This is a genomic window from Desulfovibrio sp. (genome assembly GCF_047607245.1).
Lineage (GTDB): Bacteria > Desulfobacterota > Desulfovibrionia > Desulfovibrionales > Desulfovibrionaceae > Desulfovibrio.
Genome location: NZ_JASGDK010000192.1, coordinates 1 through 14342 on the forward strand (window position 1 = coordinate 1; position 14342 = coordinate 14342).

The 14342-nt window shown below is 54.6% G+C and carries 15 protein-coding genes; 11 read left to right on the forward strand and 4 right to left on the reverse strand.

Annotation, left to right across the window (positions count from 1 at the left end; translation table 11 throughout):
* On the forward strand, positions 1 to 309 hold a 309-nt coding region (locus QM579_RS14120), incomplete at its 5' end, for an EscU/YscU/HrcU family type III secretion system export apparatus switch protein (RefSeq protein WP_414999765.1).
* Positions 310 to 361: 52 nt separating this feature from the next.
* A complete protein-coding gene (flhA, locus tag QM579_RS14125) occupies positions 362 to 2461 on the forward strand; it encodes a flagellar biosynthesis protein FlhA (protein ID WP_414999766.1) in 2100 nt (699 codons plus the stop codon).
* Positions 2462 to 2553: 92 nt separating this feature from the next.
* Here the strand turns inward: flhA and QM579_RS14130 are convergent, their stop codons facing one another.
* Both QM579_RS14130 and QM579_RS14135 read right to left on the reverse strand, forming a co-directional pair.
* Positions 2554 to 2817 (reverse strand): hypothetical protein, encoded by a 264-nt coding sequence (locus QM579_RS14130; RefSeq protein ID WP_414999767.1) that lies wholly within the window; start codon positions 2815 to 2817, stop codon positions 2554 to 2556.
* Between the two features lie 309 nt (positions 2818 to 3126).
* On the reverse strand, positions 3127 to 3321 hold the full coding sequence (locus QM579_RS14135) for a helix-turn-helix domain-containing protein (protein WP_414999768.1): 195 nt from the start codon (positions 3319 to 3321) through the stop codon (positions 3127 to 3129).
* A 335-nt stretch (positions 3322 to 3656) separates the two neighbouring features.
* Between QM579_RS14135 and QM579_RS14140 the strand changes: the two genes are divergently transcribed.
* Together QM579_RS14140 and QM579_RS14145 are read left to right on the forward strand one after the other, a co-directional pair.
* Positions 3657 to 5408, forward strand: a complete 1752-nt coding sequence (locus tag QM579_RS14140; protein ID WP_414999769.1) for a methyl-accepting chemotaxis protein — start codon at positions 3657 to 3659, stop codon at positions 5406 to 5408.
* Between the two features lie 121 nt (positions 5409 to 5529).
* Positions 5530 to 6513, forward strand: a complete 984-nt coding sequence (locus QM579_RS14145; RefSeq protein ID WP_414999770.1) for an HD-GYP domain-containing protein — start codon at positions 5530 to 5532, stop codon at positions 6511 to 6513.
* On the opposite strand, the gene QM579_RS14150 is transcribed toward QM579_RS14145, so the two are convergent.
* Complete coding sequence (locus QM579_RS14150) at positions 6503 to 7186, reverse strand: Crp/Fnr family transcriptional regulator (protein WP_414999771.1); 684 nt, start codon at positions 7184 to 7186, stop codon at positions 6503 to 6505. The two genes, QM579_RS14145 and QM579_RS14150, sit on opposite strands and share 11 nt — an antisense overlap.
* Positions 7187 to 7557: 371 nt before the next feature.
* Here QM579_RS14150 and QM579_RS14155 point away from each other — a divergent pair, with 371 nt between their 5' ends.
* The 7 genes from QM579_RS14155 to QM579_RS14185 all read left to right on the forward strand — a co-directional run bounded on the left by QM579_RS14155 (position 7558) and on the right by QM579_RS14185 (position 12405).
* Entirely contained in the window at positions 7558 to 8604 is a 1047-nt protein-coding gene (locus QM579_RS14155; RefSeq protein ID WP_414999772.1) for a flagellar biosynthesis protein FlhF, read from the forward strand.
* Between the two features lie 28 nt (positions 8605 to 8632).
* On the forward strand, positions 8633 to 9445 hold the full coding sequence (locus tag QM579_RS14160; RefSeq protein WP_414999773.1) for a MinD/ParA family protein: 813 nt from the start codon (positions 8633 to 8635) through the stop codon (positions 9443 to 9445).
* Positions 9446 to 9618: 173 nt separating this feature from the next.
* Positions 9619 to 10404 carry a FliA/WhiG family RNA polymerase sigma factor gene (locus QM579_RS14165; RefSeq protein WP_414999774.1) on the forward strand — a complete coding sequence of 262 codons (786 nt, stop codon included), beginning with the start codon at positions 9619 to 9621 and terminating at the stop codon, positions 10402 to 10404.
* A 68-nt stretch (positions 10405 to 10472) separates the two neighbouring features.
* On the forward strand, positions 10473 to 10853 hold the full coding sequence (locus tag QM579_RS14170) for a chemotaxis response regulator CheY (RefSeq protein WP_291301747.1): 381 nt from the start codon (positions 10473 to 10475) through the stop codon (positions 10851 to 10853).
* Between the two features lie 59 nt (positions 10854 to 10912).
* On the forward strand, positions 10913 to 11572 hold the full coding sequence (gene fliL, locus QM579_RS14175; RefSeq protein ID WP_414999775.1) for a flagellar basal body-associated protein FliL: 660 nt from the start codon (positions 10913 to 10915) through the stop codon (positions 11570 to 11572).
* 81 nt (positions 11573 to 11653) lie between these two features.
* A complete protein-coding gene (locus QM579_RS14180) occupies positions 11654 to 11983 on the forward strand; it encodes a hypothetical protein (protein ID WP_414999776.1) in 330 nt (109 codons plus the stop codon).
* Entirely contained in the window at positions 11980 to 12405 is a 426-nt protein-coding gene (locus tag QM579_RS14185; RefSeq protein WP_414999777.1) for a hypothetical protein, read from the forward strand. The genes QM579_RS14180 and QM579_RS14185 overlap by 4 nt, the downstream gene beginning before the upstream one ends.
* 322 nt (positions 12406 to 12727) lie before the next feature.
* On the opposite strand, the gene QM579_RS14190 is transcribed toward QM579_RS14185, so the two are convergent.
* Positions 12728 to 14275, reverse strand: a complete 1548-nt coding sequence (locus tag QM579_RS14190; RefSeq protein ID WP_414999778.1) for a DHA2 family efflux MFS transporter permease subunit — start codon at positions 14273 to 14275, stop codon at positions 12728 to 12730.
* Between the last annotated feature and the right edge of the window lie 67 nt (positions 14276 to 14342).

The following is a 14342-nucleotide window of genomic DNA, read 5'->3' on the forward strand; positions in this document are numbered from 1 at the left end:
ATGTTGCAGGACGTGCCCAAGGCTGACGTTGTCATAACCAACCCCACACATATCGCCGTGGCCCTGCGCTACAACGTCTCCGAGGCTCCTGCCCCGGTGGTGGTGGCTATGGGCGCAGACCACCTTGCTGAAAAAATCAAGAATATTGCCCGCGAAAACAAAATTCCCATTCGCGAAAATGTGCCTCTGGCACGGGCTTTGTATAAGTCTGCTGAAGTGGGCGACATGATTCCCGAGGAGCTGTACAAGGCTGTGGCCACGGTACTGGCGGCCATCTGGAAGCTCAAGCCAAGGGTTCACAATTCATAGTATTTCCAGTGTGCTCTCCTGACCGGGACCACATAAACGAGGTGTCAGAAAAATGGCTGCAGCAATCATCCCCAAGATGGATTACAGCAGGTTTTCCAAAAATGGCGAAATCATGCTGGCCGCTGGCGTGGTCACCATCCTTTTCGTCATGCTGGTGCCACTGCCCACATTCTTTCTGGACATCATGCTCTGCGTGAGTATTTCCATAGCATTGCTGGTGCTCATCACCACGATGTTCATGACTTCTCCGCTGGAATTCACCATCTTTCCGTCCCTGCTGCTGGTAACAACTCTGCTGCGGCTTTCGCTCAACGTGGCTGCCACCCGTCTTATTTTGCTGAATGGCGACATGGGCGTGGACGCGGCAGGTTCCGTCATTCGCGCTTTCGGCGAATTCGTCGTGGGCGGCAGTTACGTGGTAGGCGCGGTCATATTCATGATCCTGTTCATTCTCAACAAGGTGGTCATCACAGCAGGTACCACGCGTATCGCCGAAGTGGCGGCGCGTTTTACCCTGGATGCCATGCCCGGCAAGCAGATGGCCATTGAGGCTGACCTCAACGCCGGACTCATTGATGAAGAACAGGCCACAGCCCGGCGCAACGGGTTGCGCAAAGAAGCCGACTTCTACGGCGCAATGGACGGTGCGTGCAAATTCGTTTCAGGTGACGTGAACGCGGGTATGTTCATCACTCTGGTCAATATCGTCGGCGGCATCATCATTGGTATGGTGCAGAAGGATATGGACTGGAACACCGCGCTCACCACCTACTCCCTTCTGACCATCGGTGACGGCCTGGTTTCCACCATTCCCTCCATCATCGTGTCCACGGGCACAGGCCTTCTGGTGTCACGCGCGGCTTCCGAAGCCAAGATGGGCGAAGAATTTCTGGCGCAGCTTACATTCAACAGCCGGGCCCTCAGAATGGTCTCGGCGGTTCTTCTGCTTTTCGCCCTTGTTCCCGGCCTGCCCACCCTGCCCTTTTTGGTCATCTCTGCGCTCATTTTCACGGTGGCCCGCCTCACAGACAAAAATGAAGCCCAGGACGAAGCCAGGGAAAAGCAGGAAAAGAAAGCCAAGGCTGGCTCCGGCACAGCCGATACACCGGAAGAAGTACAGGCGCTTCTGCCTCTGGATACGTTGGAGCTGGAAGTGGGCTACGGTCTCATCCCACTGGTGGACGAAGAACAGAGCGGCAACCTGCTGGCGCGCATACGCTCCATCCGGCGGCAATTCGCTCTGGACATGGGTGTGGTCATTCCCTCACTGCACCTGCGCGACAACCTGCAGTTGAAGCCCGGGCAGTATTCCCTGCTCATCAAGGGCAATCAGGTGGCCTCTGCGGAAATTCTTGTGGACCACTTTCTGGCAATGGACCCCGGCAATGTGACCACCAAAATTCACGGCATAGAAACACGCGAACCTGCCTTCAACCTGCCTGCCCTCTGGATACCGGACAGCCAGCGCGAAGAAGCCATGCTGGCGGGCTATACAGTGGTAGACCCGGCAACGGTCATCGCAACCCATCTGACAGAAGTGTTCAAGCGTCACCTGTCGGACTTTCTGGACCGTCAGGCAGTGCAAGGCCTGCTGGACACGGTGGCCAAGCATTCGCCCAAGGCAGTGGAAGACCTTGTACCGGGCGTGCTGCCTCTGGGCACAGTGCAGAAGGTACTGCAACTTCTGGTGCGGGAAAATGTGGGTATTCGCGACATGCTTACCATTGTGGAAACGCTGGGTGACTTTGGCGGCGGCGTCAAAAATCCTGACATACTGGCCGAGTATGTGCGTGAAAAGCTGGCGCGCTCCATTGTGCGCCCCTATCTGGACAGCCAGGGCACGCTTCCGGTACTTACCCTGGCCCCCAATGCAGAGCGAATGGTGCAGGAAGGCGTGCGTCAGGCCGATACGGGTGCGACGTTTCTTTCGCTTAATCCCGCGTCAGCTCAAAAACTGGTGCAGAACATCAACAACGCCGTGGAAAATGCCGTTGGCACCGATGGTCAGCCAGTGCTGCTGGTGAACCCCATCATACGCCCGCACCTGGCGCAGCTGGTCACCCGTTTTCTGCCCTCGGTTCCCGTTATCTCCCAGGCCGAAATTCCGTCAGACATCCGGCTTCAGGCTGTGGGCAGTGTGGCTTCCGAATAGAATTACCATCCATAGAGCATAAAAAAGCTGAAAGCCCGCGAGGGTTTTCAGCTTTTTTATGCTCTATGAGAGGGCAACCCTAGGGACTGTTTCTAAATAAATGATTTTGCACCAAGGGCAAGGAAAAAGGCTTTTTTACGAAAGGAGTGTACTTTTGCGGTACATGACGGGAGTAAAAAACGGTCTTCTGACGCAGTCAGTTGGACAAAGTAATTATTTAGAAACAATCCCGAGACAAAAATCAGGAGCAGGCGCAGCTTTACCTTGCCGTTACGCGACGAATTCCGTGCACCGCCGCCCGGCTGTTCTGCAAACAATGGCGGCGAAGCCCCTGAAGTGAAGGTTGCCACCAGCATGGCTGAATGCCCCTTGGGAGCTTTCGGTTTTTCCGTTGCAGGCCATATAGTTGTAATTCGAAAGCTCTATAATTTTTTCCCGTTCACGTTACAACGGACGCTGTTTCAGCATTACAATGTAAAAAATATTGACGATTCTTTATTGCATAACATGCGATAAAATCTTTTAGATCACACCATCAGAACTGTTTTAAAAATATTCGAATACTCTATTTACCACACGGTAACAGCAAAAAAATTTAATTTTGTATTAAAAATTTTTTTAACAAAAAAACAATCCAGTATAGTTTTATATTATACTTTAGCTATCTATTCTGAAAATAAATCCTTCACACTGACTCCAAGTGCATGCGCTATATTCCAAAGTGTTGACATGCGGCACTCTGAAATAAGGTGGCTTCTGGCACGCGTTATAGTTTGGCTCGACAAGCCTGTCTTTTCTTCAAGTTCTTTATACGTCACCCCCTTGGCAATCATTATCTTTTTAATATTACTTTTCAGCATGTGCTACCTCTCGACAAAAGACCCTACCAGCCTTGCCCTAACTAGTTTACGGTGATATATCACTGTAAACCGCTGGAATTATCCGTCATCCTTTGACGAAACGCTTTGCATGCTTTGAACCAAGGCTGCAGTCCGGTCAGGTATGAACAAGTTCAATCACTGAACAAGAGCACAAACCACTTGCGGTATTCCTTGGCAGGTAAAATACCCAGCGGACAACTAGTTTTTTAGGGTTTAAGGGGCTCAAAGGGCACTACGGCAAGCAGAACTATCACTCGCCAGCGCGTCAAAGCCGCGCTGAAAAACGCTTAACGGCTACAGCCAAGGGGGATGTGATGAATTTTTTCTCCAACCTGAAGGTGGGCACAAAAATTTCAACAATGATTCTTCTTTTGCTACTTTTTATGGCAGCCATCGCATTTTGGGGAATCAGACAGATCAACCTCGTAAGCGACGAAGCCGACAACATGTACGCCATCGACCTGCACGGGCTCGCCTATGCCAAAGACGCGGACATAGCCATGCTATCTGCTGTTCGCGCGCTCTATAACTCCATTATTTTTCCTCCTGATATCCGGCCCAGATATGTTCAGAACTACACCAAGTTTACCGCTCAGGTCTCTGACACGCTAAAACAACTTGAACCACTTATTGTGGAAGAAAAAACCAGAAGCCTGCTGAAAAACCTGCAACAGGGTTTTTCCGTTATGGATTCCGGTTATAAGGAACTGATAGAAAAAGCAAAAAATGCTCCGCTGGAAACCCTGCTTGACGATCTGGTCAAAATGCGCGGGCAGGTAGATACCGTTGAAGGCATGATGGGCGACCTGGGTACAGCTATGATGGCCGAAGCAGAACAGCGGGCGCTGGAAACAACGAGAGTGTACGAGCATGGCCGTCTGTACAGCCTTATACTTCTGGGCGTGGCCCTTGTGCTTGGTTCGCTTTACGGACTTTGCACCAAAAGGGCTATTGCAAATCCTCTTGCGTCCATCTCCGGCAAGGCTTCGCACGTGGCAGCGGGAGACCTGAGTCAGACTTTCGACATGCGACGCTCGGACGAAATCGGTCAGCTGGCAGCGGCGTTGGAACAGATGGTGGCCAATTTGCGCCAGCGCATTGCTGAAGCAGAAGAACAGAGCAAACTGGCCCAGGAACAGAGCAGGCTTGCTGAATTGGCCACAGAAGAAGCCCATGCGGCGCAGGCCACAGCCGAAGCTGGACATACGGCCATTCTGCAAACAGCGGAAAATATTGAAGGCGTAACCGCAAGACTTTATGCAGCAACAGAAGAACTGTCCTCACAGATACAGGAATCCACAAGGGGAACTGATATCCAGCGTGAACGCGTGGATTCGTCGGCAACAGCTATGGAAGAAATGAATTCCACGGTTCTCGAAGTGGCGCGCAATGCCGGTGTTGCCGCTGGCGGGGCAAACCTTGCCAGAGAGCATGCGCTTCACGGCGAAGGCATCGTTCGCCAGTCGGTAAAGGCTATCGGCGAAGTTCAGGCCGACACACGCTACCTCAAAACGAATATGGAATCTCTGGGGCATCAGGCAGAAAGCATTGGAACCATCTTGACTGTCATTTCCGACATTGCCGACCAGACCAATCTTCTTGCCCTCAATGCAGCCATTGAAGCCGCCAGAGCTGGCGAAGCCGGGCGCGGATTTGCCGTGGTTGCCGATGAGGTGCGCAAACTGGCCGAAAGCACAATGAATGCCACCAAGGAAGTCGGTGAAGCCATATCCGGCATCCAGCAGAGCGCCAGAGAGAGCATCGAGGCCGCGGAGCGCACATCCACAGAGCTTAATGACACGGTCATTCTGGTGGAGAAATCAGGCGAATCCCTGGTGGAGATTGTGCAGGATGTGGCCGCTGTGGCGGATCAGGTGCGAAGCATCGCGGCAGCAGCAGAAGAGCAGTCAGCCGCCAGTGAAGAAATCACAAGGGCTCTGGACGAAATCAACCGGATGGCAGACGAAGGCGCAACCGCCATGCACATGTGCGCGCAGGCCGTTCTGGAGCTTGCGGAACAGTCTGACGGCTTGAAAAACCTGGTCAATGACCTGCGGAGTAAATAGCAAGCAACAGGCAAACAACGGAAGCACGGGGGTCTGCATGCAAACGCCGTTCATCTTGTCTATCGGAACTTCTCAGGCATTGATATCGCAACTGCACAAGGCCCTGCCCCACTGTTACTTCGTGCATCATTCTTGTGAGAGTACGGCACTGGAAGACATCATGGTCCAGCCGCCGCACACCATCCTGCTTTTCCCCCGGCGCGACTCCCGGGGGGAAAGCAGGTATCTCTTCCTTACCAAACTTGACAATCTTGGCTTCGCGGCAAAAACGCCCAGCATTGTTCTGTCTGACGCCTTCTCCCTTGAGGACAAAAGAAACGCGTTCAACGCCGGAGCCACGGACTATCTGGCCCAGCCCTTCATCAACAGCGAGCTGGCCGTGCGGGTCTCCGCAGTTTTGGCTACCCGCGACTGCCGTCAATCTCTCCTGCATCTGAGCGAAAGCCTGGCTCAGTCCAAAAGTGTATTTTTGAAAAGCCTGGCCACATTGATGGCGATGAAGGATGTGGAAACAGGAGGGCATCTCTTACGGGTAGCCCGGTACACAAAAGTCCTTCTGGAACACCCGGCGGTACAGCACTACTTTCCCGGCTCACTGAGCGGGCAGGCAAGGAAAGAACTGAGCAAGGCCGCAATACTGCACGACATCGGCAAAATCCACATACCGGACAGCATTCTGCAAAAACCTGGGCCCCTGACCTGCCCGGAATTTGAAATCATCAAAACCCATACGCTTTATGGCGGGGAACTCTTTCACAGCCTGCGCCAGATATCCGACTCCATTTTCCTCAGATTTGCCGAAGAAATCGCAAGTTCGCACCACGAATACTGGAACGGCACGGGCTATCCCCGAAGCCTCCGAGCAGAAGAAATTCCATGCGCTGCCCGCATCATGACAGTGGCCGACGTGTATGACGCGACCAGAACTGCCCGCGTGTACAAGAGCGCATGGTCCCATGCCCTATCCACTCAATACATTATGGATAACAAAGGCATACTGTTTGACCCCGTCATTGCGAACTGCTTTTACAGCCGCAAGGACGTGTTCAACAACATTTCCGGCAAGTTTCAAAAATCCCCGCTCACGCCTTCTTTCAGCATTTGACACCGGGCATGGTCCCGTGAGCTTCATAAAAGAAGGTTTCCGGCTGAAGAATGACCACCTCATCGCTGTTCTTGTCAAAAGTAAGCAGACCACGGGATTGGGCCGTGCGCAAAGCCTTGTACAGCGTGATGCGGTGCATGCCGAGCAGACCCGCCATTTCAAAAAGCGGCAGATCACGCCTGGCCCGCATAGGATTGGAGCCGGGAATGATTCGCGACGCCAAGAATTTGCATACCCGCGTAAGGTGCGACTCAACACTCAACGAAACTACCTGCTGTGCCAAAAGCGCAACTTTGACGCTGTAACTCTGGCAAAGGTTGAGCAGCAGTTCGGGATGCCTTTTACCCAGGCGCCGCACCTGCTCCGACGTAAATTTTTGCACGTAGCAATCTTCCATGCACTCATATCGGAAACTGGCGGTGCTGGGCAGCAGCGACGCATTTTCGCTGTTTTCAAGAAACAGCACGATTTCATTGAAGCAGCAGCCCTCGCCAAGATACCATATGATTTTTTCTCCTCCGTTGGCAGAAAGCGCCGTCAGGCGCAGTCGGCCACTGACAAGAAAGTACATATAGCCATCATCAAAGGTGCTGCCTTTTGTGTACAGTCGAGGCTTCTCGCTGGACACATTTTTCCAGCAGTGATTCTGGGTTACCAATTCGGCAAAAGACATGAGATTTCCCCGGAAGGAAAAATGGAATAGAAAAGGGGCGCGGCGCCGAACGGCTTTTGGGCGTATCAGGCTGACAAACTGGCGCGAGGCCAGAGCCGGGGGCCGGCTCGATTTGGAAGGCCTGTGCGATGGCCACACAGGGACAGGAAGATCCTGACTCGCCATTAGGCTATATGAACTATAGTACAAAACACAGGCTTTGCCTAGTCGTACTGAACTACTATGATCTTCCTGCGCCAACCGGGCGAAAAAGCGGCATAAGATCACACAAGCTTTGGCCTCTAATTTGCATTTACCTGGTGTGCCGTCAAACATACGGCGCAGAAAGGCAATAACAGGCGGCTCAACCGCCGTCAGTCAAAGGAATGGCCATGCAGGTAAAGACGTTCACCGGCGCCACATCGCAAGAGATTCTGGCAAGAATCAAAGCCGAATTGGGGGCTGATGCCGTAATCCTGGGCAACCGCACCTACCGCAAAAACGGCGTGGTCTGCCACGAAATCACCGCGGGTGTAGAGCGTGCCCAGTCAGACGGCGCAGCGCCAACCAGCGCGGCTCCCAATGGCTGGGGCGAGTGGCACAAGGAATGGCAACAGATCAAAGACCAGCTCTTTGCCCTCATGAAGCCCGCCATTCAGCTTGAACGCCTTACCCCCCGTCAGCGCGTGGCGCTTGAATATTTGCAGCGCGAAGGTATTTCTGACGCTGTTGCTGTAGACCTGTACCAGCGGCTGCTTTCACAGCCCGGCGCTTCTGTGCTGGAATGCCTGTGCAGCATGGTGCCTGTCAAAGGCTGGGGGCCTGGCTACTGGGGCCAACGGCTGCACCTCATGGCTGGCCCCTTCGGTTTTGGCAAAACCACCACAGCCCTGCGCTTTGCCCTGCACTGGCGCAAAACCCAGCCCGACGCGCGCATAGCCTTTATTAACGCCGACTGCCTTCGCGGCAACGGGCGGCTCATTTTGCGCCACTGGGCTGAACTGTCAAATTTCAACTATCTTGAAGCCCCTGACAAATCCGGCATGGAGGCCGCCCTGCGCGCTACCGCAGAGGCAGACGCCGTTTTTGTGGATGTGCCGGGGCTCGACCGCACCACCACCCTTGCGCAATGGCGTGAAGAAATGGGCCTGGGCGATGTTGAGGCCGCCACCCACCTGACGCTCTCCCCTTATTGCGACACCTTGCAGACTCAGGCTTTTCTGAAGCGCTACAAGAGCGGCGGACCGGGGTCACTGGTGTGGACAAAGCTGGACGAAGCTGTGAGCTTTGGTAATATAGTTAACGTCGCGTGGGCCGCAGGTCTGCCCGTATCGGCCCTTTCCTACGGCGCGGAACTGAAAGAAAGCCTTTCCCCGGCCACAGAGCCGCTGGTCTGGCGACTGATCTTTAAAAGGCAAATTCCTGGTCAGGCGGCCTAGCCAGACCATAACGATGCGGAGCACACTGATGAGCGGCACTTTTCCTTTGGTATTTTCCGTCACTTCGGGCAAGGGCGGCGTGGGCAAGACCAACCTTTCGGTCAATCTGGCCATATGCCTTGCACAGCTTGGCAAACAGGTCGTGCTCATTGATGCTGACCTGGGCCTTGCCAACGTTGACGTGGTGCTTGGCCTTACCCCGCAGAAAAATATTTTCCACCTGTTCCATGAAGGGGCCAGCGTAGGGGATATTCTTTTTCCCACGCCCTACGGCTTTTCCATCCTGCCCGCGTCTTCGGGCATGAGCGAAATGCTGACCCTTTCCACCGGCCAGAAGCTGGAACTGCTGGACGCTGTGGACGAGCTTGAAGACGACCTTGACTACCTCATCGTGGATACTGGCGCTGGCATCAGCGACAATGTGCTCTATTTCAACATGGCCGCTCAAGAGCGCCTTGTGGTGCTTACGCCGGAACCGACCTCCCTTACCGATGCTTATGCACTCATCAAAGTGCTCAAGACCAATCACGGGGTCGAGCGCTTCAGGGTGTGCGTGAATATGGCCCCAGATCAAAAGATTGCCAAAGAGATGTTCGTGCGCCTGCATCAGGCCTGCGACCACTTCCTGAGCGGCGTCTCGCTGGAACTGGTGGGCGTTGTGCCGCGTGACACGAGCGTGCGCAAGGCCGTGGTACAGCAACTGCCCTTCTGCGTCAGCGAACCGCAAGGCCCGGCATCCCGAGCCGTCATGGATCTGGCGCGCAACATCACGCAATGGGAAGTGCCGGAAAACCTTGACGGCAACATCAAATTTTTCTGGAAAAAACTGCTTTTCCGCTAGGTTCCGATTTTGAGGCACAGATTGGCGGGCCGGACAGCCCGCATGCACACCAACCCTAACGTGGATTAACACGTCCTGGTCAGCCGGGCGGGCGCGAACAGGAACGTAAACAGGCATGCATCATGCCACGGGGTGGAAGAGGCAACACCGGAAAAACCCGGAAGGACAACAACATGAAGACCGCCACAGCCCAAGCGCACATACCCTGCCCCTGGGAAGCGCTCGAAACCGGGGCCATAGCCTGGGAAAAATTTTCTCCGGCGGAGCAGGAATCTGTGGTGCGCCATTACGCACCCAAAATACGCTTTCTGGCCTTGCGCCTTAAAGCCAAGCTGCCCCGCAGCGTGGAACTGGGCGAACTCATCAGCTCCGGCACTTTGGGCCTTATGGAGGCCCTTGGCAAATTTCGCCCACAGCTGGGCATACGGTTTGAAACCTATGCCGAAAGCCGTATACGCGGAGCCATGCTGGACGAACTGCGCAGACTGGACTGGTTTCCCCGTTCGCTGCGCCAGCGTGTGCGCGTGCTCGACGAAGCCATGCGCAAGGTGGAACACGAGCAGGGCCGCCAGGCAACAGAGCAGGAACTGCAAGACATCACCGGCCTCACTTTGCGAGACGTGCGCCAAGGGCTTGAAGCTCTGCAAAACCAGCTTTGGCTGTCTTTGGATTCCATTCAGGACACGCTTGCAGGTGATGGACAGGAACCGGGTGGCGAACCTTACCGCAATACTGCCTTTCGTGAACTGGTGGAACGGGTTGCTCCGCTTATTGAGCGCTTGACGCCAAGAGAAAAGCTGGTACTGTCGCTCTACTATACTGATGAATTGAATATGCGTGAGACTGCTGAAGTTATGGGCATCACAGAAGGCCGTGTATCACAATTGCACTCACAGGCCTTGGGCCGTCTGCGCAAAGAGTTTATCAGCCTGTATGGTGAGGGCGCTGACATATCATAGCTACGGAGCCGGGCGACATGCGCGCCCCTCCGCATACGGCGCCCTGAAGGCGTTAAGGAGCATCTAACATGCCTTATAATCCAAACATGCGTGTTCTTGTTGTCGACGACTTTTCCACCATGCGACGCATCGTGCGTAATATCTTGCGGCAAATTGGCTTTCAGAACGTTGTGGAAGCCGATGACGGCACCACTGCATGGGAAGTGCTGAACCGCGAAAAAATAGACTTTATCGTTTCTGACTGGAACATGCCCAACATGACGGGCATTGACTTGCTGCGCAAAGTGCGCGCCAGCGAACAGTTCGCCCACATTCCCTTTCTTATGGTCACCGCAGAAGCCCAGCAGGAAAACATCATTGAGGCTGTGCAGGCCAAGGTGTCCAACTACATCGTCAAGCCCTTCACCGCCGACACAATGAAGCAGAAGATCGATAAAATCTTTGGCTGATATCGCGCGGGGGCATTCCTGCCTGCGGCGGGCCCCGATGCGGCTGCCAGGAGTTCCGCGTGGCTAACAAGACTGAAGTCAAAGATGCTCCCGCAAGGGATGAAATGCAGGTTTCACTGGGGCCGGACCCGGCCACGCGCAAGGTGGACCTCGATCTTGACGACGCCCCTTTTCTGAAAGAGCAGGAGTCGGAAGCCCCGGCTGTGGTCGACACAAAAAACCTGCCTGCCGATCAGACGCCGAAACCCGACTCCAAAAAGAAAATAAAGCTCCTTATTATCGGTGGCGCGGCGTTTCTGCTGCTTGTGCTGGGCGCTGCCGTATGGTGGTTCTTTCTGCGCACACCGCCTGTTCCCCCGGCTGAAATCAAGCCCGAAGTCATTGTTGTGCCCTCCAATCCCACGGCATCACATCCAACAGACTATGTGAAAGAGCTGGCCCACTTTGTGGTGCCCCGTAACGTCAACGGCGTTACCCGCTTTCTGGTCTGCAAATTTTCCACCATAAGCAAGAGCGCGGCTGTTGGCGCAGAGATGGATCACAAGATGATCGCCCTGCGTGACGCGCTGTACTTCTACCTGAGCGGCAAAAGCAACGACTACTTGCTTAACCCGGGCAATACTGTCAAAATAAAGCGAGACCTGACCAGCATACTCAACGACTACCTCACACAGGGCCGTATTGATGACGTGCTTTTTGAGAGCTATTTGAACGAGTAACGCCCTGCCCCGCCAAGCCGACTGGCATGAAGGGGCATAAGACTATCGGCATACGCCACACCACAGACCACGGAGCCCGCCATGAGCGTTGATGCCACCATGGCCGTGCTGTATGCCCAGACTGGCATGGCCACCTCAATGGTCAATGCCGCGGCAGTGGGGCCGCAGGCCGCCGCCGCAATGTCGCGGGTTTTGGCCGCTGAAATGGCCCGTCATGAGCAGCAGCAGATTACCAAGACTGAGGCTGGCGACAAGGCCAAGCTCTCGCCAGATGCCGACGGCGGGACACCCATGCCACAGTTCGGCAGCCGCCGCCGCAAGCGGCCACCGCCGCCCCCTCCGGACAATGACGAGGCTCCACGCGTGCCGGACTCTCCTCTGGTGGGCAAACTTCTTAATATCAAAGTATGAACAACACTCTCATTTTCGCACTCATCGCCGGTTTTTCCATCCTTGAACTGGTTGTCCTCGGCGGCGTACTGTTTTTCTATCTGCGCCTGCGCCGCTCTGAGGCCATGCTCAACGCCCTTCAGGGCAACCAAGAAGCTCTGCTGGCACGTATTGAAATGAACGCCAGGCTGGAGCGTGAGATTGTTGCAACCTTCGCACAGCGCCAGGCTGAACTGCAAAATCTGGATGAAAAACTTGAAGAGCGCGCCCAGGAGCTGCGCCGCCTGCTGGAACAGGCAGAGGGCATCAGCCGTTCCCCGCAGTTCTTGCGTGAACTTATCCTCAATGGCAGACGCAAAGGGCTTTCAAGCCGCCAGATCGCCCGTAACTCCGGGCTGAGCGTTGACGAAGTGGAATTGATTCTGGCTCAGGAAAGTGAATAGGCTCCCTGCAAGCCCGTTTAGCCTTCAGACAAGCCACTTTTCGCATCTTCCATTGGCGAGCCTTCAAGCAGCCTGCCTGATACTTTCTGTTTTTGCCTGACAGCAAGGCAATGCTGAGGCCTCCCAAAACTTCATTTTGAAGTTTTGGGAGGCCTTGCTTTCGTCTTTGCGCTAACTGCTGCACGAGAGTGCTGCGCGCCGCAACGTGGTGTGGATTATGCCGAAATTGCATCCCGGCATAATGGCAATCTTGAAATATGAAGCACGCCCTAATTAGTCTATTCCAACCAACCCAACGACCAGCTCCATCAGTATGTACCTGTCAGATCCGTCTGGCAGTACGCATGAACCAGGCTGGAATGATCGCCACAAAAAAGGCTATTGCCACAAAAAGAAAGCTTTCCCTGAATCCCATAGTCCTGGCCTGGGCAGACAGCATTTCTGCCAGAAAATTATAGGCCTGCGGGGGGCGCAAAGCTTGCGCCACATTATCCAGCTGCCCTCCCCTGACAAAAAGGGATGAAATGAGGTCAAGCGCATCGGCCGCAGCGTGAGTACCTGTTTGCAGCGCATTAAAGGCCTGGGCATACAGTTCTGTCTGCCGTTCCATATACACGGAAAGGATGCTCACCCCCAGTGCGCCCCCCAGCTGCCGACTGAAGTTGATGGCCCCGGCCCCTTGGGCCATGTGTTTGGTGTCAAGCAAACGCAATGCCCCGCTGTTCAGCGAGGGCATGATGAGTCCCAGACCGATGCGCCCCAGCGCAATCCAGCTGACAAAATCCCAAAAATAGGTGGAGGTTCCGGCTTCGGCCATATACAGGCTGGACAAGCCGAATATGCCCAACCCCGCCATAATGAGAGCATACGGCGGCAACCGGTCAGCCAGCCGGCCGGCCAATGGCATGGCCACACCAAGCACAATGCCGCCCGGCATAAGCAACAGACCAGACTCTGTTGGGCTGTAGCCCTGAATGGTTTGCACAAAAAGAGGAATGAGATAGGTGGAGCCAAAAAGCCCCATTCCCAGAATGAAAGCCACGGCTGACGCGGCCAGAAAACGCGGATTGGCAAAAACGCCAAGCGTCAGCAGCGGGTTTGGGCAGGTACGTTCACGGATGATAAACCCGACCCAGGAACACACGCTTAAAAAAAACGCGCCCATTACATAGTCCGAATCCCACCCTTCACGTTGCCCGCTGGAAATACCGGCAAGCAGCGTGCCAATCCCCACACACAGCAAAATGAAACCGCACAGGTCAAAAACTGTGTGCTTCGCGGTAGTGTCCCGGCCCGGCAGAAACGCTGCCGCCAGCGCCATGCTGACAAGACAGAACGGCGGGCCCAGCAAAAAAACATAGCGCCAGGAATAGTTGTCGATGAGCAGACCGCCCACCGTAGGGCCAAGAGCCGGAGCCAGCACCACGCCCAACCCGAAAATACCCATTGCCATGCCGCGATTTTCCACACCAAAGACGGAAAAAACCATCACCATAGCCAACGGTTGCACCAGCCCGGCAGCAGCCCCCTGGATGGAGCGCGACAGAATGAGAATTTCCACGTCCGGGCTTGCGCCTCCCACCAGCGACGCCAGCAAAAAGGCCACCATTGCCCCAAGGTAGGAACGCCGCAGACCAAAGGTGCGCAGCATCCAGTCTGTTGTCAGCATCGAAGCCGTCATGGCGGCCAGAAAAGCAGTGGAAAGCCACTGCACCTGATCCTGCCCCATGCCGAATTCGCCCATAATGTCGGGCATGGCCACATTGACGATAGTTGATGACAGCACCGTGGCGATGCAGCCTGTCATTACCGCCGCTGTTGCCCACCACTTGTAGGCCACGCCGTAGCGTTGCGCCAGAGCGTCATGCAAATAAGGTTGACAGGGCGATAATGGATGTTATATATAATTTATATATTTTCATAATGTTTGAATTAAG

Bases quoted from the DNA above. Each gene is read 5' to 3' on its own strand.
- QM579_RS14180 (WP_414999776.1), top strand. From the start codon at position 11,654: ATGAGCGTTGATGCCACCATGGCCGTGCTGTATGCCCAGACTGGCATG.
- QM579_RS14160 (WP_414999773.1), top strand. From the start codon at position 8,633: ATGAGCGGCACTTTTCCTTTGGTATTTTCCGTCACTTCGGGCAAGGGC.
- QM579_RS14165 (WP_414999774.1), top strand. From the start codon at position 9,619: ATGAAGACCGCCACAGCCCAAGCGCACATACCCTGCCCCTGGGAAGCG.
- QM579_RS14150 (WP_414999771.1), bottom strand. From the start codon at position 7,186: ATGTCTTTTGCCGAATTGGTAACCCAGAATCACTGCTGGAAAAATGTG.
- QM579_RS14170 (WP_291301747.1), top strand. From the start codon at position 10,473: ATGCCTTATAATCCAAACATGCGTGTTCTTGTTGTCGACGACTTTTCC.
- QM579_RS14135 (WP_414999768.1), bottom strand. From the start codon at position 3,321: ATGCTGAAAAGTAATATTAAAAAGATAATGATTGCCAAGGGGGTGACG.
- QM579_RS14130 (WP_414999767.1), bottom strand. From the start codon at position 2,817: ATGCTGGTGGCAACCTTCACTTCAGGGGCTTCGCCGCCATTGTTTGCA.
- flhA (WP_414999766.1), top strand. From the start codon at position 362: ATGGCTGCAGCAATCATCCCCAAGATGGATTACAGCAGGTTTTCCAAA.
- QM579_RS14185 (WP_414999777.1), top strand. From the start codon at position 11,980: ATGAACAACACTCTCATTTTCGCACTCATCGCCGGTTTTTCCATCCTT.
- QM579_RS14140 (WP_414999769.1), top strand. From the start codon at position 3,657: ATGAATTTTTTCTCCAACCTGAAGGTGGGCACAAAAATTTCAACAATG.
- QM579_RS14155 (WP_414999772.1), top strand. From the start codon at position 7,558: ATGCAGGTAAAGACGTTCACCGGCGCCACATCGCAAGAGATTCTGGCA.